Here is a 16,697-nt window from a genome sequence, read left to right on the forward strand (position 1 = left end):
GGCGGCTCAAGGGTCGGTTAAGGATCGAACAGCTCCGGCGGAGATGCGCCATCGCATAGCGCATCGTGCGAAAAAGTGGAGCCGGTTTTTCGCACGATGCGCTATGCGATGGAGCATCGGATCGATCCCAAAAGTGGATTCCACTTTTGGGTCCGATGCTCGAGCGCAATCGCCCGTCCAAGGCGACCGGTCTCAGGCCCTGCTCAGGAGATCGGACCGGAAGGACGCGTCGAGGCGCTGCATGAAGCTCTCCGCGCAGCACATGTGCTCCCGCATGATCCGGCTGACGGCGCGGCGGTCCTTAGCCCGGAAGGCCGCCACGAGATCCCGGTGGCTCGTCACGTTGTGCTGCCCGAAGGCCTCGTGCGCGTCGTAGCGGTCGCTGCGGAACTCGACGAGATCGCGCAGGAGACCGTTCAGGAAGCGGCAGATGAAGGCGAGCAGAGGATTGTCGCAGCTCTCGCAGAGAATGTCGTGGAACTCGATTTCGAGCCGCCGTCCCGCGACGCGGTCGCCGCTGTCTCGGGCTTCGACGCATTGCTCTATATTGGCCTCCAGCCGCGTGAGCTGGTCCTCCGTCAGGCGGCCGACGACGCTCTCCGCCAGGGAGACTTCGAGGCTGCGCCGGAGGACGTAGATCTGCTCGAAGTCCAGCACCTGGAAATGGAGGTAGCTGCGCAGCTGCTGCATGGCCGCGTCGATGGAGACGGGCTGGATCTCGGCGCCGCCGTGCGGGCCGGTCTGCATCTTGACGAGCCCCTGCACCTCGAGGGCCTTCAGGGCCTCGCGCAATGTGCCTTTCGCGCAGCCGTAATGCTGCATCAGCGTCTTCTCGTTGGGCAGCCGGTCGCCCGGCTTCAGGCCCTCGCGCGCGATCCAGCGCCTCAGGTCCTCGGCGATCTGGTCCGAGAGCTTCGTGCGCCGCATCCGTCCCCGCCCGCGGGCCGGAAGGCCTTCCTTGTCGCTTGTCATGGTCGCACCGCCTCAGGTCTCCAGGGGACGTCTTCCTGAAGAGGGTATATCGGACGGGCGAGCTTTTCGAAACGGAATAACTTGTAATCCGAACTCGTCACGCCGCGGCTCGCGCATTCGACGACCGCCCTGGCGACGGGCTCGAAGACCGGGCGGCAATACATGCGCGATTTCAGGATCAGGTAGCGGCACGCGCGTGGGTCGAGGCCGACGCTGGTGAACACGGCGAGGTCCCACGGCTCGTGGGGAAGCTCGGTCACGAGCACCCGCGCCCGGCCGGTATCCAGAACGGCGGCACGCCCCATGGAGCAGCGCATGCCCGTATAGGTCGGCCCGCTGATCGTGTATTCCCCGTCGCCGAGGACCTGCACGACCCCGTCGAGCTCCAGCGGGCGCTTCGACACGCCGATGCGAGGCATGGCCACCCGGTTGCCGATTCCGAGCGCGATCCGCGCGCCGACGCCCGCCGCCATCATGGCCGCCACGGCGTCGGGATCGCAGATCGGGCCCGCGACGATGTCGTCGAGGCCCTGCTCCAGCGCCTCGCCGAGCACGTCCATGGTATCGCAGGTGCCGCCCGACATGCAGTTGTCGCCGTGGTCGAGCAGGAGCACGGGACCCTGCCCTGCTCTCCCGGCGGCGGCGCGCGCGGCCGTGATCGAGCGGGACAGCGGCTCCTCGTGATACACGAACTCGGCGCGGCGCTCCCACAGGAGCCGGCCGACATCACGCGCCGCCTTTACCGCGAGATCGGCCGTTTCCGCGACCGCGATCACCGATACGCCGGCCTCCGGGATATCGGCGATGGGAAAGCCGCCGAAGACGCTGACCGCGAGCACGCCGGGCCGCGCCTCCGCCTCCCGCGCGGCAAAAATCGCATCCTGCATGGCGCCGGGAACGCCGGTATTCATCCTCAGGGTATGGGCCAGCTGCGGCGGATGGCACCACGCGCGCTGCGGCGCGAGCCGCTCGTCGAGCATGCGCCCGACGAGCCGGGCCACGTGGGCGCCGGTCTCGGCCATGTCCACATGAGGATAGGTCTTGAAGCCGACGAGCACGTCGGCGTTGGCGACCATGCGCGCGGTGATGTTGCCGTGAAGGTCGAGGGCGACGCCGACCGGCACATCCGGCGCGACGGCGCGGATGCGCGCGAGAAGCGCGCCCTCGCCGTCATCGAGGCTCTCCGTCACCATCGCACCGTGAAGATCGAGAAGGACCGCGTCGCATCCCTGCCCGACGGCATCGACGATGGCGGCCGCCATGGCCTCGAAAGCGTCGTCCGCGACGGGGCCGCTCGGGTTGGCGGTCGCGAAGACGGGCGTGGAGACTTCCGCGCCCCGCTCCTCCGCGAAGGCCAGGAACGCGCCCATGGCCGTGCTCGAACCTTCGCCCGCCTGCAGGGCGTCCCGGCCCCAGCGGGGATTGAACGACGCAAGCGGCGTCGGCACCGGCGAGAACGTATTGGTTTCATGATTCATGCGGGCGACAACGAAGCGCATGCCGGTCTATCCTTGTGAAGGCCTATCCTTGTAAAGGCGCTGCCCGCGCCGATGGGTTTTCTGCATCCCGGCGAGCCGCGGGCGGCTTTGCCCGATGCGCGTCAGCTCGGGCGTTCCGCCCCGCGCCCATCGTAATCGAGAACCGCGCCGAGGAGCACCTGCGCGCCCGCCGCGCATTCCGAAAAGGAGGTGCTTTCCTCCTCGTTGTGGCTCAGCCCGCCCGCGCAGGGCACGAAGATCATGGCGGTCGGCGCGACGCGGGCGATATAGGCCGCGTCGTGACCGGCGCCCGAAATCATGAGGCGGGCCGGAAATCCCGCCGCCTGCGCGCTCCTGCGCACGGAAGCGAGGCAGCCGGCATCGAACCTGACGGCGGGCGATTCCCAGACTTTTCTGGATTCCACGGCAAGAGCGCCCTGGGCGGCCATCCCGTCGACGGCGGCCATGAGCTTCTGCTCCATGGCGTCGAGGACGCCGTCCTCGGGATGGCGGAAATCCACCGTGAAGAACACGTGCCCCGGCACGACGTTTCGCGAATTGGGCTGAACCTCGATCAGCCCGACGGAACCCACGGCGGAAGGCGCATGCTCCAGGGCGATGGCCTCGATCCGGTCGATGAGCCGCGCCGCGCCCACGAGGGCATCGCGCCGCATGGGCATCGGGGTCGAGCCCGTATGCGCCTCGCGGCCCGTGACGGAGATCTCGTACCAGCGCATGCCCTGGACGCCCTCGACGATCCCGACGACCTTCTCCTCCTGTTCGAGGATGGGGCCCTGTTCGATATGCAGCTCGAACATCGCCCCGAACGTGACCGACCCCGCCTTGGCGTCGCCGCGATAGCCGATCGCCTCGATGGCTTCGCCGAAGGTGACGCCCTGGCGATCCGCCCGGCTGTCCGCATAGGCCCGGTCGAAGACGCCCGCATAGACGCCCGATCCCAGCATCGCGGGCGCGAAGCGCGATCCCTCCTCGTTGGTCCAGTTCACCAGCATGAGGGGCGCGTTCGTCTCGTAGCCGGCGTCGTGCAGGGTCTTGAGGATTTCGAGGCCGCCGAGCACCCCGAGGATCCCGTCGAACTTTCCGCCGGTCGGCTGCGTGTCGAGATGGCTTCCGATCGCGATGGGGGGAAGATCGGCGCGCCTGCCGGGCCGCAGGGCGAACATGTTGCCGACCTCGTCGACCGTCACGGTGCAGCCGAGCCTCTCGCATTCGCGTTTGAGCCAGTCGCGCACCTGCCTGTCGGTCTCCGTCAGGGTCAGCCGCGACACGCCGCCCTTCGGCGTTCCGCCGATCCGGGCCGTGTCCATCAAACTGTCCCAGAGGCGCTGGGCATCGATCCGGAGATTTGACGTCATTCGCTCTACCAAAACGCGGGGTTCAATGGGCCTTCACGCCCAGATAGCGGTCCTTCGTCGCCTCGTCGGCCGCGAACTCGGCATGGGTGCCGTGATAGGCGACCCGGCCGAGCTCCAGGATGTAGTGGCGGTCGGCGAGCTCGGTGCAGACGGCGAGATTCTGCTCGACGAGCAGGATCGGGATTCCGGTCGCGCGGATCTTCCTGATCTGGTCGACGATCTCGTCGACGATCACGGGCGCCAGTCCTTCGACGGGTTCGTCCAGCATCAGGAGCTTGGGCGCGTTGAGAAGGGCGCGCGCGATGGCCAGCATCTGCTGCTCGCCGCCGGAGAGCTGGCCGCCACCGTTGCGGCGGCGCTCTTCGAGACGCGGAAAGATCGCGTACACGTCCTTCAGCGACCAGGGCGAGCCCTTCCGCTCCGCGATGCGCAGGTTCTCCTCGACGCTGAGCAGGCCGAAGATGCCGCGGTTTTCGGGCACGAGGGCGAGGCCGCGCTGCGCGATCCTGTGAGGACGCCATCCCGTGATGTCCGTTCCCGAAAAGCGCACGCGCCCGGCGCTCGGCGAGAGCAGGCCGCTGATGCTCTTCAGGGTCGAGGTCTTTCCGGCGCCGTTCCGGCCGAGCAGCGTCACGACCTCGCCGGCCCGCACCTCGAGCGTGACGCCCTGAAGGATATGGCTCTTGCCGTAATGGCCGTGCACGTTTTCGATTTCGAGCAATGCCGAACTCATGCGAGATCACCCGTGATCATGTTGCCGAGATAGGCGCGCCGCACCTCGGGATCGTCCCGCACCAGGACAGGCGGTCCCTCCACCAGCACGCGGCCCGCGCGCATGACCGTCACGGTGTCGCTGATGTTCATGACGATACCCATGTTGTGCTCGATGAAGAGCACCGTGTGGTCGCGGCCCAGATCGCGGATCAGGGCCTTCATGGCCTCGACGTCGTCGATTCCCATTCCCGATGTCGGCTCGTCGAGCAGGATCAGCCCGGGTTTCGCGGCGACCGCCATGCCGACCTCGAGCCGCCGCTGCTGCCCGTGCGAGAGTTCGCCCGCAGCCCGCTCCGAGACATGAGTCAGCTCCAGGCGTTCCATGACCTCGTCGGCGATGGCGAGGGCATTGCCGCGCGGATCGACTCCGCGCCAGAGCGCGAGCGCCTGCAGGGGCGCGCGCCCCTGTGCCGCCAGGCGCAGATTCTCCCGGACGCTCAGGTTCTGGAAAAGGCTCGTCACCTGGAAGGAGCGCGCGATGCCCAGGGGCACTCTCTTGTCGTCGGAGAGATGCGTGATGTCGCGACCGTTGAGGGTGATCCGTCCGCTCGAGGCCCGCACGCGGCCGGTGAGGGCGTGGAACAGGGTGGTCTTTCCCGCGCCGTTCGGGCCGATCACGGAATGGATCGAGTTGGGCCGGATGGTCAGCGTGACGTCCGAGAGCGCGACGAAACTGCCGTAGCGGACGCCGAGCTTGTCGGCCGCGAGGATCGGAGGCCGCGTGCTCATAGGCCCCTCCCCTCGGATTCGGGCCGGGCGGACGAGCCGCGGCCGTTGCGCAGCGTCTCGACGAGCCGCTCGATGAGCCCCCACAGGCCCTTCTGCATGAAGAGCGCCACCGCGATGAGAAGCCCGCCGAGAAGGAGAAGCCAGCGCGGCCAGATCGACGAGAGCAGATCCGACACGATCACGTAGAAGCCGGCTCCCAGCACGGACGCGAACAGGTTGCCGCTGCCGCCGATGATCGTCATGATCAGGATGCTCTCGCTCATGTGGTATTCGATGTTCGACAGGGGCGCGACTCCGATGAGGAGCGCATGGAGCGCTCCGGCGAGACCCGTCACCGCGCCGGAGACCGCGAAGGCCGTGAGCTTGAAGAGCCGGACGGGAAAGCCGATCGCGCGCGCACGCTCCTCGTTGTCGCGCACCGCCAGCAGGGTGCGCCCGAAGGTGGAGCCCGCGACCCGCTGCAGGGCCGCGAAGACGACGAGGAAGAGCACCGCCACGAAGGCATAGTAGGCCCAGGAATCCTGCAGCGGGAACGGTCCGACGGCGGGCCGGGGAATGTTGAGAAGGCCGTTGTCGCCGCCCGTGACGTCCTTGAACGTATAGGCGAGGAAGTAGAAGAACTGCGAGAAGGCGAGCGTCAGCATGACGAAATAGACGCCCTGCCGGCGGATCGAGAGCCAGCCGACCCCCGTGGCCGCGACCGCGCCTGCAAGCCCTGCGAGCACGAGCGCTAGGCCGAGCGGAAGCGAGGTGTGCAGCAAGGTCAGGCCGACCGCATAGCTCCCGAGCCCGAAGAATATTCCCTGACCGAAGGACAGAAGGCCCGTATAGCCGAGAAGAAGATTGCAGGCCGCCGCCGCCATGGCGAAGATCAGCACCTCGGATGCGAGCGTGCCCGACCGCATGAAGAGCGGCAGCGCGAGCGCCACGAGAGCGGCGAGCAGGAAGTGAAGAGACGCGCGGTTCATCATGGCATCCCTCATGCGCGTCCGAGCAGGCCGCGCGGCATCGTCAGGATGACGAGCCCCATGCCGAGATAGATCATCAGGCGGGCGCCCTCGGGCCAGAGCGTCGTCATGACGCTCTGCACGATTCCCACCAGGAGGCCCGCGATGAGCGCGCCCGTATAGCTGCCCATGCCGCCGATGACGACGACCACGAAGGCGATGCCGAGCGCCTCGACGCCCATGAAGGGCTCGACGCCGCGGATCGGAGCCGCAAGCGCTCCGGCAAGGCCCGCGAGGCCCGCGCCGAGGGCGAAGACGGCCGTGTTCACCCGCAGGATGTCGATGCCGAGCAGCGACACCATGTCGGTCGATTCCGAGCCCGCCCGCACCACGGCGCCGAGCCGCGTTCCCTCCAGAAGCCACCAGAGCCCGAGCGCCAGCACGAGGGTCAGGCCGATGACGAAGAGGCGGTATTGCGGATAGATGAAGTCGCCCAGGATGACGACGCCGCTCAGAGCATCGGGCGTCGAGACATTGCCGCCCACCGGACCCCACAGGATGATGACGAGCTCCTGCACCATCAGGGCGAGCCCGACGGTCACGAGGATGTGGAACGTATGCGGCAGATGATAGATGCGCCGCAGGAGCACGGCTTCCGTAAGGGCCGCAAGCGCCCCGACGATGATCGGCGCCACAAGAAGCGCCGCCCAGAAATTCACGCCGCGCTCGGTCATGTCATAAACGAGATAGGCGCCCAGGAGATAGAATGCGCCGTGGGCGAAATTCACGAAATGAAGCAGCCCGAAGATGATGCTCAATCCCACCGCGAGCAGGAAGTAGAGCATTCCCAGGCCGATGCCGTTCACCAGCTGAAACAGATAAATCACGCGGGCACCTGACGTTGGAGCCGATCAATCTTCGCAAGAAAAAGGGGACGGCCGCGTGCCGTCCCGGCCGATGGTCAGGCCATCTTGCACTGGGCTTGCTCCGGAGTCTGGAACGACTGGCCGAAGCTGATGATGTCGGCGTAGTCGTCCTTGTCCTTCATGGCGCTCTTGGCCTTGCCCTTCAGAAGGTAGTAGTTCTTGATCACCTGATGGTCGGCCGCGCGGATCTCCTCGTCGCCGGTGAGGCCGGCATATTTCATGCCCTCCATCGCCTTGACGACCGCCTCGCCTTCCGTGCTCCCCGCCTTCGCGGCCGCGTCGATCAGGATCTTCGTGGTCAGATAGGCGCTCGCGAAGGCGTAGTTCGGGTTCATCTTGTGCTTGGCCTGAACCTTGGCGACCAGCTCGCGGTTGAACGCCGAGTCGATGCCGTGCCAGTACTGCGCGCCGAAATAGACACCCTCCATCAGGTCGGGCCCGAGGGTCTCGAACTGCTCGAGGCCGGACGCCCAGGCGAGCAGGATCGTCATGCGCTTCTTCATGCCGAAGCTGACGGCCTGGCGCAGGGTGTCGGAGGATTGCGATCCGAAATTGAGGATGAGGAGCGCGTCGGGCTTCGCCGCCATGGCGTTGGTCAGGTAGCCGCTGAACTCCTTCTCGGTGAGCGAGTGATAGCTGTTGCCGACATGCTCGATCCCCTTCTCTTTGAAGATCGCCTTGGCGGCGTTGAGGAGGCCGTCGCCGAACACATATTGCGGCGTGATCGTGTACCAGCGCTTGGCGTTCGGCAGCTGCTCGACGAGCGGGCGCACGGTCTGCTCAATGGCCCCGAAAGTCGGCACGCTCCACCGGAACGTGCCCTTGTTGCACTCGGAGCCGGTGATCTCGTCGGCGCCGGCCGTCGTGATGAAGACGCCTTTGCCCTTCGCGACCTCCTTGCCCATCGCGAGGGCCTCGGACGACAGGATGCCGCCGGCGAACAGCGTCGAGCCGCGCTCCATCGCCTCCTGCACCTTGCGCACCGCCGTCGCGGGCTTTCCTTCCGTGTCGATCTCCTGATAGGCGAGCTTGCGGTCGAGGATCCGGCCGACCTCCTCGACGATCATGGCAGTGCCCATGGAGCCGAACTTGCCGTTGGCCGCGAAGGGGCCCGACATGGGCAGCGGGGCCCCGATGGTGATGGCCTCGCCGGCCGCGAAGGCCGGGCGGAGCCCGGCGGGCAGGAGCAGCGAGCCCGCACCCAGGCAGGACAGTTTCAGCAGATCACGACGGTTGAGCATGGAAACCTCTGGGATATTTATTTGTTCTATTTATACGTATAGTTATCATAGAATGCGGAGTGTCAAGAGGGGGGAGCCCGAAGCGGATCGGCAGGATCGGAAGACCGGACAGGATCGGGACCGCCTGCCCAGGGCGTGACGCGGGGCGGTGAGCGGCCGTGCCCGGCGCCCAGGGCATTGTTCGGTGAAGCGGATCCGGTTCGCCGACAAAATGCGGCGGATCCAAAGAACGGAGAGAATTCCACGCATGGGGAAACGGCTCTGGCGGAAGTTGCCGTGAAGCCCGCGAGCGGCGATGCGCGGCGGCATCGGCGCGCCTTCAATCGAGGCAAGAAAAAGCCGGGCAAGAAAAAAGCCGGGCCAAAGGCCCGGCGAAGTTGAGGTCCGACAGTTCAGTCAAAACCTTCCAGAGGGAACGGCCGATACGGCGACGCCGGGAGGAAGAATAGCGCCGCCGCGTTCAAATCAGCCGCTGTTGATATGGGCTGCATGCCACGTGTTTGCAAGCTGTGCCGCCACATGAAAGGGCTGCGCTGTCGGCATGACGCGAGGGCTTGAGCATTTTCCGGCGAAGCGGTCCGGTTCGCCGTCAAATAAAGCAGAACGGCAAGGAAAAGTGTCGATTCCACGAAAAGTGGAATCAGCATCCGATCGATGCCTGCATGCGAGGCCGCAGCATGTATTCGGACGTGCGGAAACTCATATGGAATCGATGTCGTGAGAGTGAGCGTCGCATGCGCGTGGCCGATCGACCCTGCTGCGTCAGCTACCGGTGAACCGCGTCCGAAGCTCCGCATGTGACAGGACACAATCACGCGCCTTGTCACATGCGACCATCGCGTCGGGATCGCGGAGGACGCTCCCCTACTCCGCCGCCTGCAGCCTCGGAGCGCCCTCACGCTGAGGCGCCTTGCGCCCGAAACCGAACTTTCGCGCCATGTCCTCCAGCAGGGTCAGCGCGACCGGAACCACCACCAGGGTGAGAACGGTGGAGCTGATCAGGCCGCCGATCACTGCGTGCGCCATGCCGGCGCGCTGCGAGCCGCCCTCCCCCAATCCGAGCGCCATCGGGATCATGCCGAAGATCATCGCGAGCGTCGTCATGAGGATCGGGCGCAGGCGCACCTCCGCCGCCTGCATGATCGCCGCGGAGCGCTCCATGCCGCGCTTGCGGGCCTGGTTGACGAAGTCGACCAGCAGGATCGCATTCTTCACCACGAGGCCCATCAGCATGATGAAGCCGATGGCCGACATCATGTTGAGCGTCGAGCCCCAGGCCAGGAGGCCGAGGAACACACCGACCAGCGACAGGGGCAGCGACGCCATGATGGCCAGCGGCTGAAGGAAGCTGCCGAACTGCGACGCCAGGATGATGTAGATGAAGACCACCGCCAGAAGCAGCGCCGAGCCCGCATAGCCGGAGGTCTCCTGGATGTTCTTCGCGGAGCCTCCGGACACGAACCGGTAGCCTGCCGGAAGCTTCACATCCTTGAGCGCCGCGCCGATCTCGCGGGTGACATCGCCCGCGGCGCGGCCGCTGACATTGGCCGTGATCTGCACCTCGCGCGCGAGGTCGCGCCGGTTGATCTGGGAGGGCCCCACCCCCGGCTCCAGCTTCGCCACTTCGCGCAAAGCCACCATCCTGGGCGTGCCGTCCTCGTTCGTCAGCTTGCTGGCGAGATAGAGGCGCGACAGGTCCTCGCGCGACTCGCGCCCGGTCTCGGGCAGTCGCACGTTGACGTCGTAGTTCTCGCCGTTGGGCGCACGGAAGCTCGAGGCATCCTCGCCGGACAACAGGGGACGCAGGGTATTCGACACCTGCTGCAGGCTCACTCCGAGATCGCTCGCGAGCTCGCGGTCGAGGCTGACGGCAATCGTCGGGCGCGCGGCCTTCAGGCTCGATTCCAGGTCGACCACGCCGGGAACCCGCGCCATGATGGCGGCGGTCTCCTTCGCGATCCGAGCGAGCTCGTCCAGGTTGGGACCCTGCACGGAGACCTGCACCGGCTTGCCGTCGCCGACACCCGGCAGGCCGACCGCGAGATCGATGCCGGGAATGGCCTTCAGGCGCGCGCGCATCAAATCCACCAGCTGCGACGCCGAGCGCGTGCGCTCATGGATGGGCTTGAGGGTGATCGCGATGCTCGCCTCGTTCTTGCCGGCCGCCTGACCGCTGTTGATCGCCGCATAGGTGAAGTCCACCTCCGGGAATTCCTTGATGGCGGCTTCGGCCTGGCGGGCTTTCGTCTGCGTGTAGTCGAGCGAGGAGCCCACGGGCGCCGTGACCTTCACGGTCATCTCGCCCATGTCGGCGCTCGGCACGAATTCGACGCCGATCATCGGCACGAGCGCGAAGCTGCCTACGAAGATGCCGATGGCCGCGAGCATCACGACCCAGCGCCGCCGCAGGCTGAAACGCATGAGCGGGCGATACACGGCCAGGATCCCCTCCGTCACGCCGTCGGACAGGCGCGCGATCCAGCCGATCGGTCCGCGCGGCTTCCGGCCGATCGAGGGATCGTGCCACACGCTCGACAGCATGGGATCGAGGGTGAACGATACGAAGAGCGAGATCAGCACCGCCACCGAGACGGTGATGCCGAACTGATAGAAGAACTTGCCGATCAGGCCGCCCATGAAGGCCACGGGCGCGAATACCGCTACGATGGCGAGCGTCGTCGCCACCACGGCGAGGCCGATTTCCTGCGTGCCCTTCAAGGCGGCCTCGAAATGACCGGCGCCCATCTCGAGATGCCGGGCGATGTTCTCGCGCACCACGATGGCGTCGTCGATGAGAATGCCGATCGCGAGCGACAGCGCCATGAGGGTCATGCTGTTGAGTGTGAAGCCCATGAAGGCGAGCGCCGCGAAGGTTCCGATGACCGATATCGGCAGCGTCAGGCCCGTGATGACCGTCGAGCGCCACGAATGCAGGAACAGGAACACGATGGCGACCGTGAGGACCGCGCCTTCGAGCATCGTGCTCTGCACGTTGTGCACCGAGCTGCGGATGCCCTTTGAGGAATCCTTGACGACGGACAATCCGACATCGGAGGGCAGCGAGCGCTTGAGATCGCTCACGGCTCTGAACACGCCGTCGGCCACCTCGATGGTGTTGGCGCCCTGCACCTTGACCACGTCCACGGCGAGCGCGGGCTTGCCGTTGAATAGTGCGAGGTTCGTCTTCTCCTCCTGGCCGTCGATGACGTCCGCGACCTCCGACAGGCGCACCGGTGACCCGCCGCGCTGCGCCACGATGAAGTTGCCGATCTCGCGCGGCTCCTTCACCGATCCTTCGATCTGCACCACCTTGTCGTCGCGCCCGCGCGTCACGTTGCCGGCGGGCAGATCCTGGTTCTCCGATCGGATCGTCGTCACAACCTGGTCCACGCCGATGGCGAGCGCCTGCATGCGGTCGGGCTTCAGCCGCACCTCGACCTGGCGCTTCACCCCGCCGACGATCGTGGCGCTGCCCACGCCGCGCACGGTCTGGATGCGCTTGAGCACGACCTCGTCGGCGAGGGTCGTCAGCTCGCGCAGCGAGCGCGAGGGAGATTCGACCGCCACCGACACGATGGGCGCGCTGTCCGGATCGAAGCGGGTCACGGTCGGATCGTCGACCTCGTCGCGCAGCTGACCGCGGATGCCGGACACCTTCTCGCGCACGTCCTGAACGGCGACGGCGGCAGGCGTGTCGAGGGTGAACTGCGCGATGACGATGGAGCGGCCCTCGACCGAGCGGGAGGTGAGCGTGTCGAGGCCGCTGATCGTGTTGATGGCGTCCTCGATCTTGCGGGTGACATCGCTCTCGACGGCTTCCGGCGACGCGCCCGGATAGGACGCGGTCACCACGATGGTCGGAATGTCCACGTCCGGAAACTGGTCCACGCCGAGGCGCTGATAGGAGAACAGCCCGACGACGAGGATCGCCACCATCATCATGGTGGCGAAGACCGGGTTGTTGATGCTGATGCGCGTGAGGAACATCTTAATGATCGCCGATGCGGACCGGAGTTCCCGGCTCCAGGAGAATGGACGGTGCGCTCACGACGGTGTCGCCTTCCGACAGGCCCGAGTTCACAGCGACCAGCGTGGCCGTGGCATCGCTCGACACCTCGACGGGCTGACGGGCGATCCGGTCCCCGTCGAGCTTGAGCACGTAGCGGTGGCTCTGGCCGCCGCGCAGAGCCTCCGGGGGCACCGCGATCACGTCCCCGACCTCGCGCACGACGATGTCGCCCGAGGCGAACATGCCGCCGCGCAGGACCATGTCGGCGTTCTCGACCCGGATATAGGCCGGGATCGAACGCGAGCCCGCCTTGGTGGTCGGATTGATGCGCTCGACGCGCCCTTCGAACTCCCGCCCCTCCAAGCCCGGCACGCGGAAAAGCGCCTTCTGGCCGACCGCCACGCGTGCGATCTCGTTCGTGGGGATGGGCGCCTCGATCTCGAGCCGGGCCAGGTCGATGAGAACGACGAGCTTGCCGTCGACCGGCACCTTGTCGCCCGGATTGACGGCGCGCTCGGACACGAAGCCGTCCATAGGGGCTCTCACGACGGCGTCCTCGAGGGCCTTCCGGGCCAGATCGACCTGGGCCTGCATGGCGCGGACATTCGCCTGCCCGCTGCGAAAGGCGCTCTCGACCTCGTCCACGGAGGCCTGGGCCGCGTAACCCTTCTGCTGCAGGCTGAGCTTCATCGAGCGGTTCTTCTCCGCAAGCGCGAGCTGCGCCTTCGTGGATTCGAGATTCGCCACGCGCTCGTTGAGCCGGGTGGTCAGGTCCGCGGTATCGAGCCGGACGAGAACGTCGCCCTTCCTCACCGGCTGACCCTCCTGGACCAGAACCTCGGACACCTTCGCGGCGACTTCCGACTTCAGGGTCGTCTGGTCGATGGGGCGCAGGGTGCCGGCGAGCGGGACGGTGAAGCGCAGGTCCGCCTTACGGACCGCGAAGATCTCGCTGCGCGCAAGCTCCGTCACCGCAGGCGCAGCCTGCTGCGCCACGGCCTGGGCCGTGTCGTTCTTCATGGTGCGGGCAGCTCCGGCGCCCAGGGCGACGATGCCGATGACGGCGCACGCGACTGTCACTTTCTTCACGGCAACGCCCCTACAGCACGTCCGAACCGGCGAGATGGCCGGCCGGTGGCCTGTCTTGTCCGGACCGGTTCCGGCCCATCTCCTCCAGGAACCCGGGAACGTTCTCGCGCAGGAAGGCGAGCTCGGCCTCGGTCAGAACCGTCCCCATGCGCATCAGGAACCGGTGTCCCGGACGGCTGACGCTGCCTGACGCTTCCATCTCGGCCCTGATCTGCTCCAGCTCGGCAATCCGGTTGACGAGCACATCGCGCAGCTTCTCGGGCGGAAGCAGGTCGGCGAACATCAGAAGCGTGACCAGCTCGGAGCGGATCCGGTGCCGTCCCTCGGAGGCGAGGAGCGAAGCGGCCAGCGCCTCGCGCCCCGGATCGAGCAGGGTATAGACGGTCTTGTTGGGCCGGCTCTCCTGCGGCACGACCCGCGCGGAGACGAGACCTTCCTGGTCGAGCTGCTTCAAGGCGGCATAGATTCCGCTCGGCGCCACATCCATGAAACGCGAGAAGACCTCCTCGACCCGTTTCCGGATCTCGTACCCGGAGGCGTCGCCCATGGACAGGACGGCCAGACAGAGTGCTTTAGTATCCAAACTGGAATACTCCATTTTGGAGTATACTTAGAGTCTTCTCGCGGATCCGTCAACAATCCACGGGGCATCGGGGCCACCCGTCCATGAACGGCCCCCTGCCGTGGCTCCAACCGGCCTTCGGCCTGCGCGAGCCAGCCGCTTCCCCTCAGCGATTGCCGGCAGGAGGCGGGCATCTCCCCGCCTCCCGTCCGGTCATATCCGCGCGGGACCTCGCAGATCCAACCGTCCGAGTTCGATCAGCACGATTCCGGCCATGACCGACGAGAAGGTCGCAAGCGGCCATGCGGTATCGCCCTGCAACCCGATCACCGCGAGAGTGCCGCCGATGCTCACGATGAGGCTCTGGACGCAGAAATGCAGCGCCACCGCCGCCCCGGCGGTGTCCCCGAATTTTTCCAGGGCGCCGTTCGCCGTCACCGACACGGTGAACACGATGCCGATCGCCATGACCCACATGGGGGCGATGAAGGTCCAAAACGATGGAGGTGCCGAAAGCTGCCCGATGCTCAGGAACCCTGCGCCCAGGAGCAGCATCGCCATGCCTCTCAGAAGGCTGCCGCGATGTCCCCACCGGGCGACGAACCGCTTGGCGAACCGTGCCGTGACGATCATCGCCACCGCGACCGTCGCAAAGGCGAAACTGAATTCCAGCTCGGAAAATCCCGCCTTGTCGATGAGGATGCGCGGCGCGGTCGAGAAGAACACGAAGAACGTTCCCATCGCGGCACTGAACCCGAGCGTGTAGGTCCGGAACGCGGAACTGCGCAGGATGGGCAGGAACGAGGGTCGTGCCATGGGGGCTGCCGTCGGGCGGGTTTCCTTCCACCGCAGCGATGCGTGCAGAACGGCCGGAACGGCAAGAACGCCCAGCGTGACGAAGATCGAGCGCCATCCGAAGCTGTCGGCGAGCAGCGCCCCGGCGATGGGCCCGACGGCGGGCACGAACGCCAGCATGGAACTGAACAGGCTGTAGATGACCACGCTTTCCGGGCGATCGGCATAGACATCGCGGACGGTCGCGAAAGTCGCCACGAGGGCCGCTGAAGCCCCCACCGCCTGTAAAAAGCGAAGGGCGACAAAGGCGATGGCCGTCGAGGATGCGGCCAGAGAGAACGAGGCCGCCGCGAACACGAGCGCACCGCCGATCAGAACGGGCCGTCGCCCGATACGGTCGGAGATCGGCCCGAAGACGATCTGACCGAGCCCGAGCATCACCATGTAGAGGCTTAATGTGAGTTGAACGACGGCCGGGCCGGCGCCGAGAATGCCGGGCATGGCGGGAACGACCGGAAGGTAGATATCCATCGCCAGGGAGGCGAGAATGTCGAAGGGCGCCATCAGCAGGAGCGCTGTCGGCAAGGAAAAGGCCCATACGGGGGGCTTTGGAGACATGATGAGGCATCCGCTCAAATGAGGAGCATTTGGCGGCGATCTGCCTGTCAGCATGGGCTGGGATCGGTTCGACAGACGCCGCAACAACAGAAGAAGACGTTGTTGCGGCCTACTTGTCCGACGAGGGCTCGGCTCCCATGCCACGGCTCCAGGATCACAAGGGGTTGGAAGAGGGCTTTGCGACTATCATGCCGTTCTGGAGCGGGCAATCCTCGCGGCCTGCCCGACACGAGATCGTCCGGGGGTTCTGCCGGACGGCATTGGCTGATAAGGCATCCCCGAATCCGACACTGCCGAGCACTTCCATGCCCCACACGCCGCATACGACGATCGAAGAGACGGAAAGCTGGATCCGGATCGAGGAGGGCCGCCTCTTCGCCAAAAGCTGGACGCCGCGCGCTCCCGGCATCGAGGATCTCGCGCCGATTCTGCTGTTCCACGATTCCCTCGGCTGCGTTGAGCTGTGGCGCAGTTTTCCGAAGGCTCTCGCCCGGGCCACGGGCCGGCGCGTCATCGCCTATGACCGCCTCGGCTTCGGCCGCTCGGATCCGTATCCGGGACAATCCGGGTCCGACTTCATCGCCAGGGAAGCACGATACGTCGTTCCGCGCCTGTGCGAGCAGCTCGACGTGCGAAACTTCATTGCCTGCGGCCACAGCGTCGGCGGCGGCATGGCCGTCGAGACGGCCGCCCGCTTCCCGGCCCGGTGCCTGGCGCTCGTGACCATTGCGGCTCAGGCCTTCGTGGAGGAAAGAACGCGCGAGGGGATCCGCATCGCGCAACGCGAATTCGAGGATCCCGCCCAACTCGCGAGAGTCGCGAAATATCACGGCGACAAGGCGCGATGGGCGGTGGATACCTGGACCGGGACTTGGCTTTCGCCCGAATTCGCGACCTGGACCCTGGACGAGCCCCTGGCGGCGGTCCGCTGCCCGGTGCTTGCCGTTCATGGCGATCGGGACGAGTACGGCTCCAACGAACAGGCCCGGCGCATCGCGGCGGGGCGTGGAACCGCGTTCATTCTTCCGGAGACCGGGCACGTGCCGCACCGGGAGCAGGAGGAACGCCTGGTCGACGTGATCCATCGGTTTCTCGAAAGCCTCGAGCCCCTCAGGCGATGATCCGCCACCCCCGGAGAGCCGACCAAAGTCTCACGGGCCGCGTGCCTTGCCATCGACGCT

Annotated in this window: 13 protein-coding genes; 1 reads left to right on the top strand and 12 read right to left on the bottom strand. The window is 66.4% G+C overall.

Annotated elements, in window-relative coordinates; genetic code table 11:
* Positions 1–192 precede the first annotated feature (192 nt).
* From RE429_RS20585 to cml, 12 genes are all read right to left on the bottom strand, one after another.
* Entirely contained in the window at positions 193–972 is a 780-nt protein-coding gene (locus tag RE429_RS20585; RefSeq protein ID WP_414475220.1) for a FadR/GntR family transcriptional regulator, read from the bottom strand.
* Entirely contained in the window at positions 969–2,471 is a 1,503-nt protein-coding gene (locus RE429_RS20590) for a M81 family metallopeptidase (protein WP_414475221.1), read from the bottom strand. Before RE429_RS20590 ends, RE429_RS20585 begins: the two co-directional genes overlap by 4 nt.
* A gap of 101 nt (positions 2,472–2,572) precedes the next feature.
* Positions 2,573–3,826, bottom strand: coding sequence for a Zn-dependent hydrolase (locus RE429_RS20595; protein ID WP_414475222.1), 1,254 nt, complete (start codon positions 3,824–3,826; stop codon positions 2,573–2,575).
* A 22-nt stretch (positions 3,827–3,848) separates the two neighbouring features.
* On the bottom strand, positions 3,849–4,559 hold the full coding sequence (locus tag RE429_RS20600; protein WP_414475223.1) for an ABC transporter ATP-binding protein: 711 nt from the start codon (positions 4,557–4,559) through the stop codon (positions 3,849–3,851).
* Positions 4,556–5,329, bottom strand: coding sequence for an ABC transporter ATP-binding protein (locus tag RE429_RS20605; RefSeq protein ID WP_414475224.1), 774 nt, complete (start codon positions 5,327–5,329; stop codon positions 4,556–4,558). Before RE429_RS20605 ends, RE429_RS20600 begins: the two co-directional genes overlap by 4 nt.
* Positions 5,326–6,300, bottom strand: a complete 975-nt coding sequence (locus tag RE429_RS20610; protein ID WP_414475225.1) for a branched-chain amino acid ABC transporter permease — start codon at positions 6,298–6,300, stop codon at positions 5,326–5,328. The genes RE429_RS20605 and RE429_RS20610 overlap by 4 nt, the downstream gene beginning before the upstream one ends.
* 8 nt (positions 6,301–6,308) lie before the next feature.
* Positions 6,309–7,121 (bottom strand): branched-chain amino acid ABC transporter permease, encoded by an 813-nt coding sequence (locus tag RE429_RS20615; protein ID WP_414475861.1) that lies wholly within the window; start codon positions 7,119–7,121, stop codon positions 6,309–6,311.
* 116 nt (positions 7,122–7,237) lie between these two features.
* On the bottom strand, positions 7,238–8,443 hold the full coding sequence (locus RE429_RS20620; RefSeq protein WP_414475226.1) for an ABC transporter substrate-binding protein: 1,206 nt from the start codon (positions 8,441–8,443) through the stop codon (positions 7,238–7,240).
* An 864-nt stretch (positions 8,444–9,307) separates the two neighbouring features.
* Positions 9,308–12,430: an efflux RND transporter permease subunit gene (locus RE429_RS20625; RefSeq protein WP_414475227.1), complete on the bottom strand. Its 3,123-nt coding sequence runs from the start codon at positions 12,428–12,430 to the stop codon at positions 9,308–9,310.
* 1 nt (position 12,431) lies between these two features.
* On the bottom strand, positions 12,432–13,541 hold the full coding sequence (locus RE429_RS20630; protein WP_414475228.1) for an efflux RND transporter periplasmic adaptor subunit: 1,110 nt from the start codon (positions 13,539–13,541) through the stop codon (positions 12,432–12,434).
* Between the two features lie 10 nt (positions 13,542–13,551).
* On the bottom strand, positions 13,552–14,124 hold the full coding sequence (locus RE429_RS20635) for a helix-turn-helix transcriptional regulator (RefSeq protein ID WP_414475229.1): 573 nt from the start codon (positions 14,122–14,124) through the stop codon (positions 13,552–13,554).
* A gap of 192 nt (positions 14,125–14,316) precedes the next feature.
* On the bottom strand, positions 14,317–15,516 hold the full coding sequence (gene cml, locus RE429_RS20640) for a CmlA/FloR family chloramphenicol efflux MFS transporter (RefSeq protein WP_414475230.1): 1,200 nt from the start codon (positions 15,514–15,516) through the stop codon (positions 14,317–14,319).
* Between the two features lie 305 nt (positions 15,517–15,821).
* On the opposite strand from cml, the gene RE429_RS20645 reads away from it, so the two are divergent.
* Positions 15,822–16,637, top strand: coding sequence for an alpha/beta fold hydrolase (locus tag RE429_RS20645; protein WP_414475231.1), 816 nt, complete (start codon positions 15,822–15,824; stop codon positions 16,635–16,637).
* The last annotated feature ends 60 nt before the right edge of the window (positions 16,638–16,697 follow it).

It is taken from the genome of Microvirga sp. M2, assembly GCF_047497095.1.
Classification (GTDB): Bacteria; Pseudomonadota; Alphaproteobacteria; order Rhizobiales; family Beijerinckiaceae; genus Microvirga.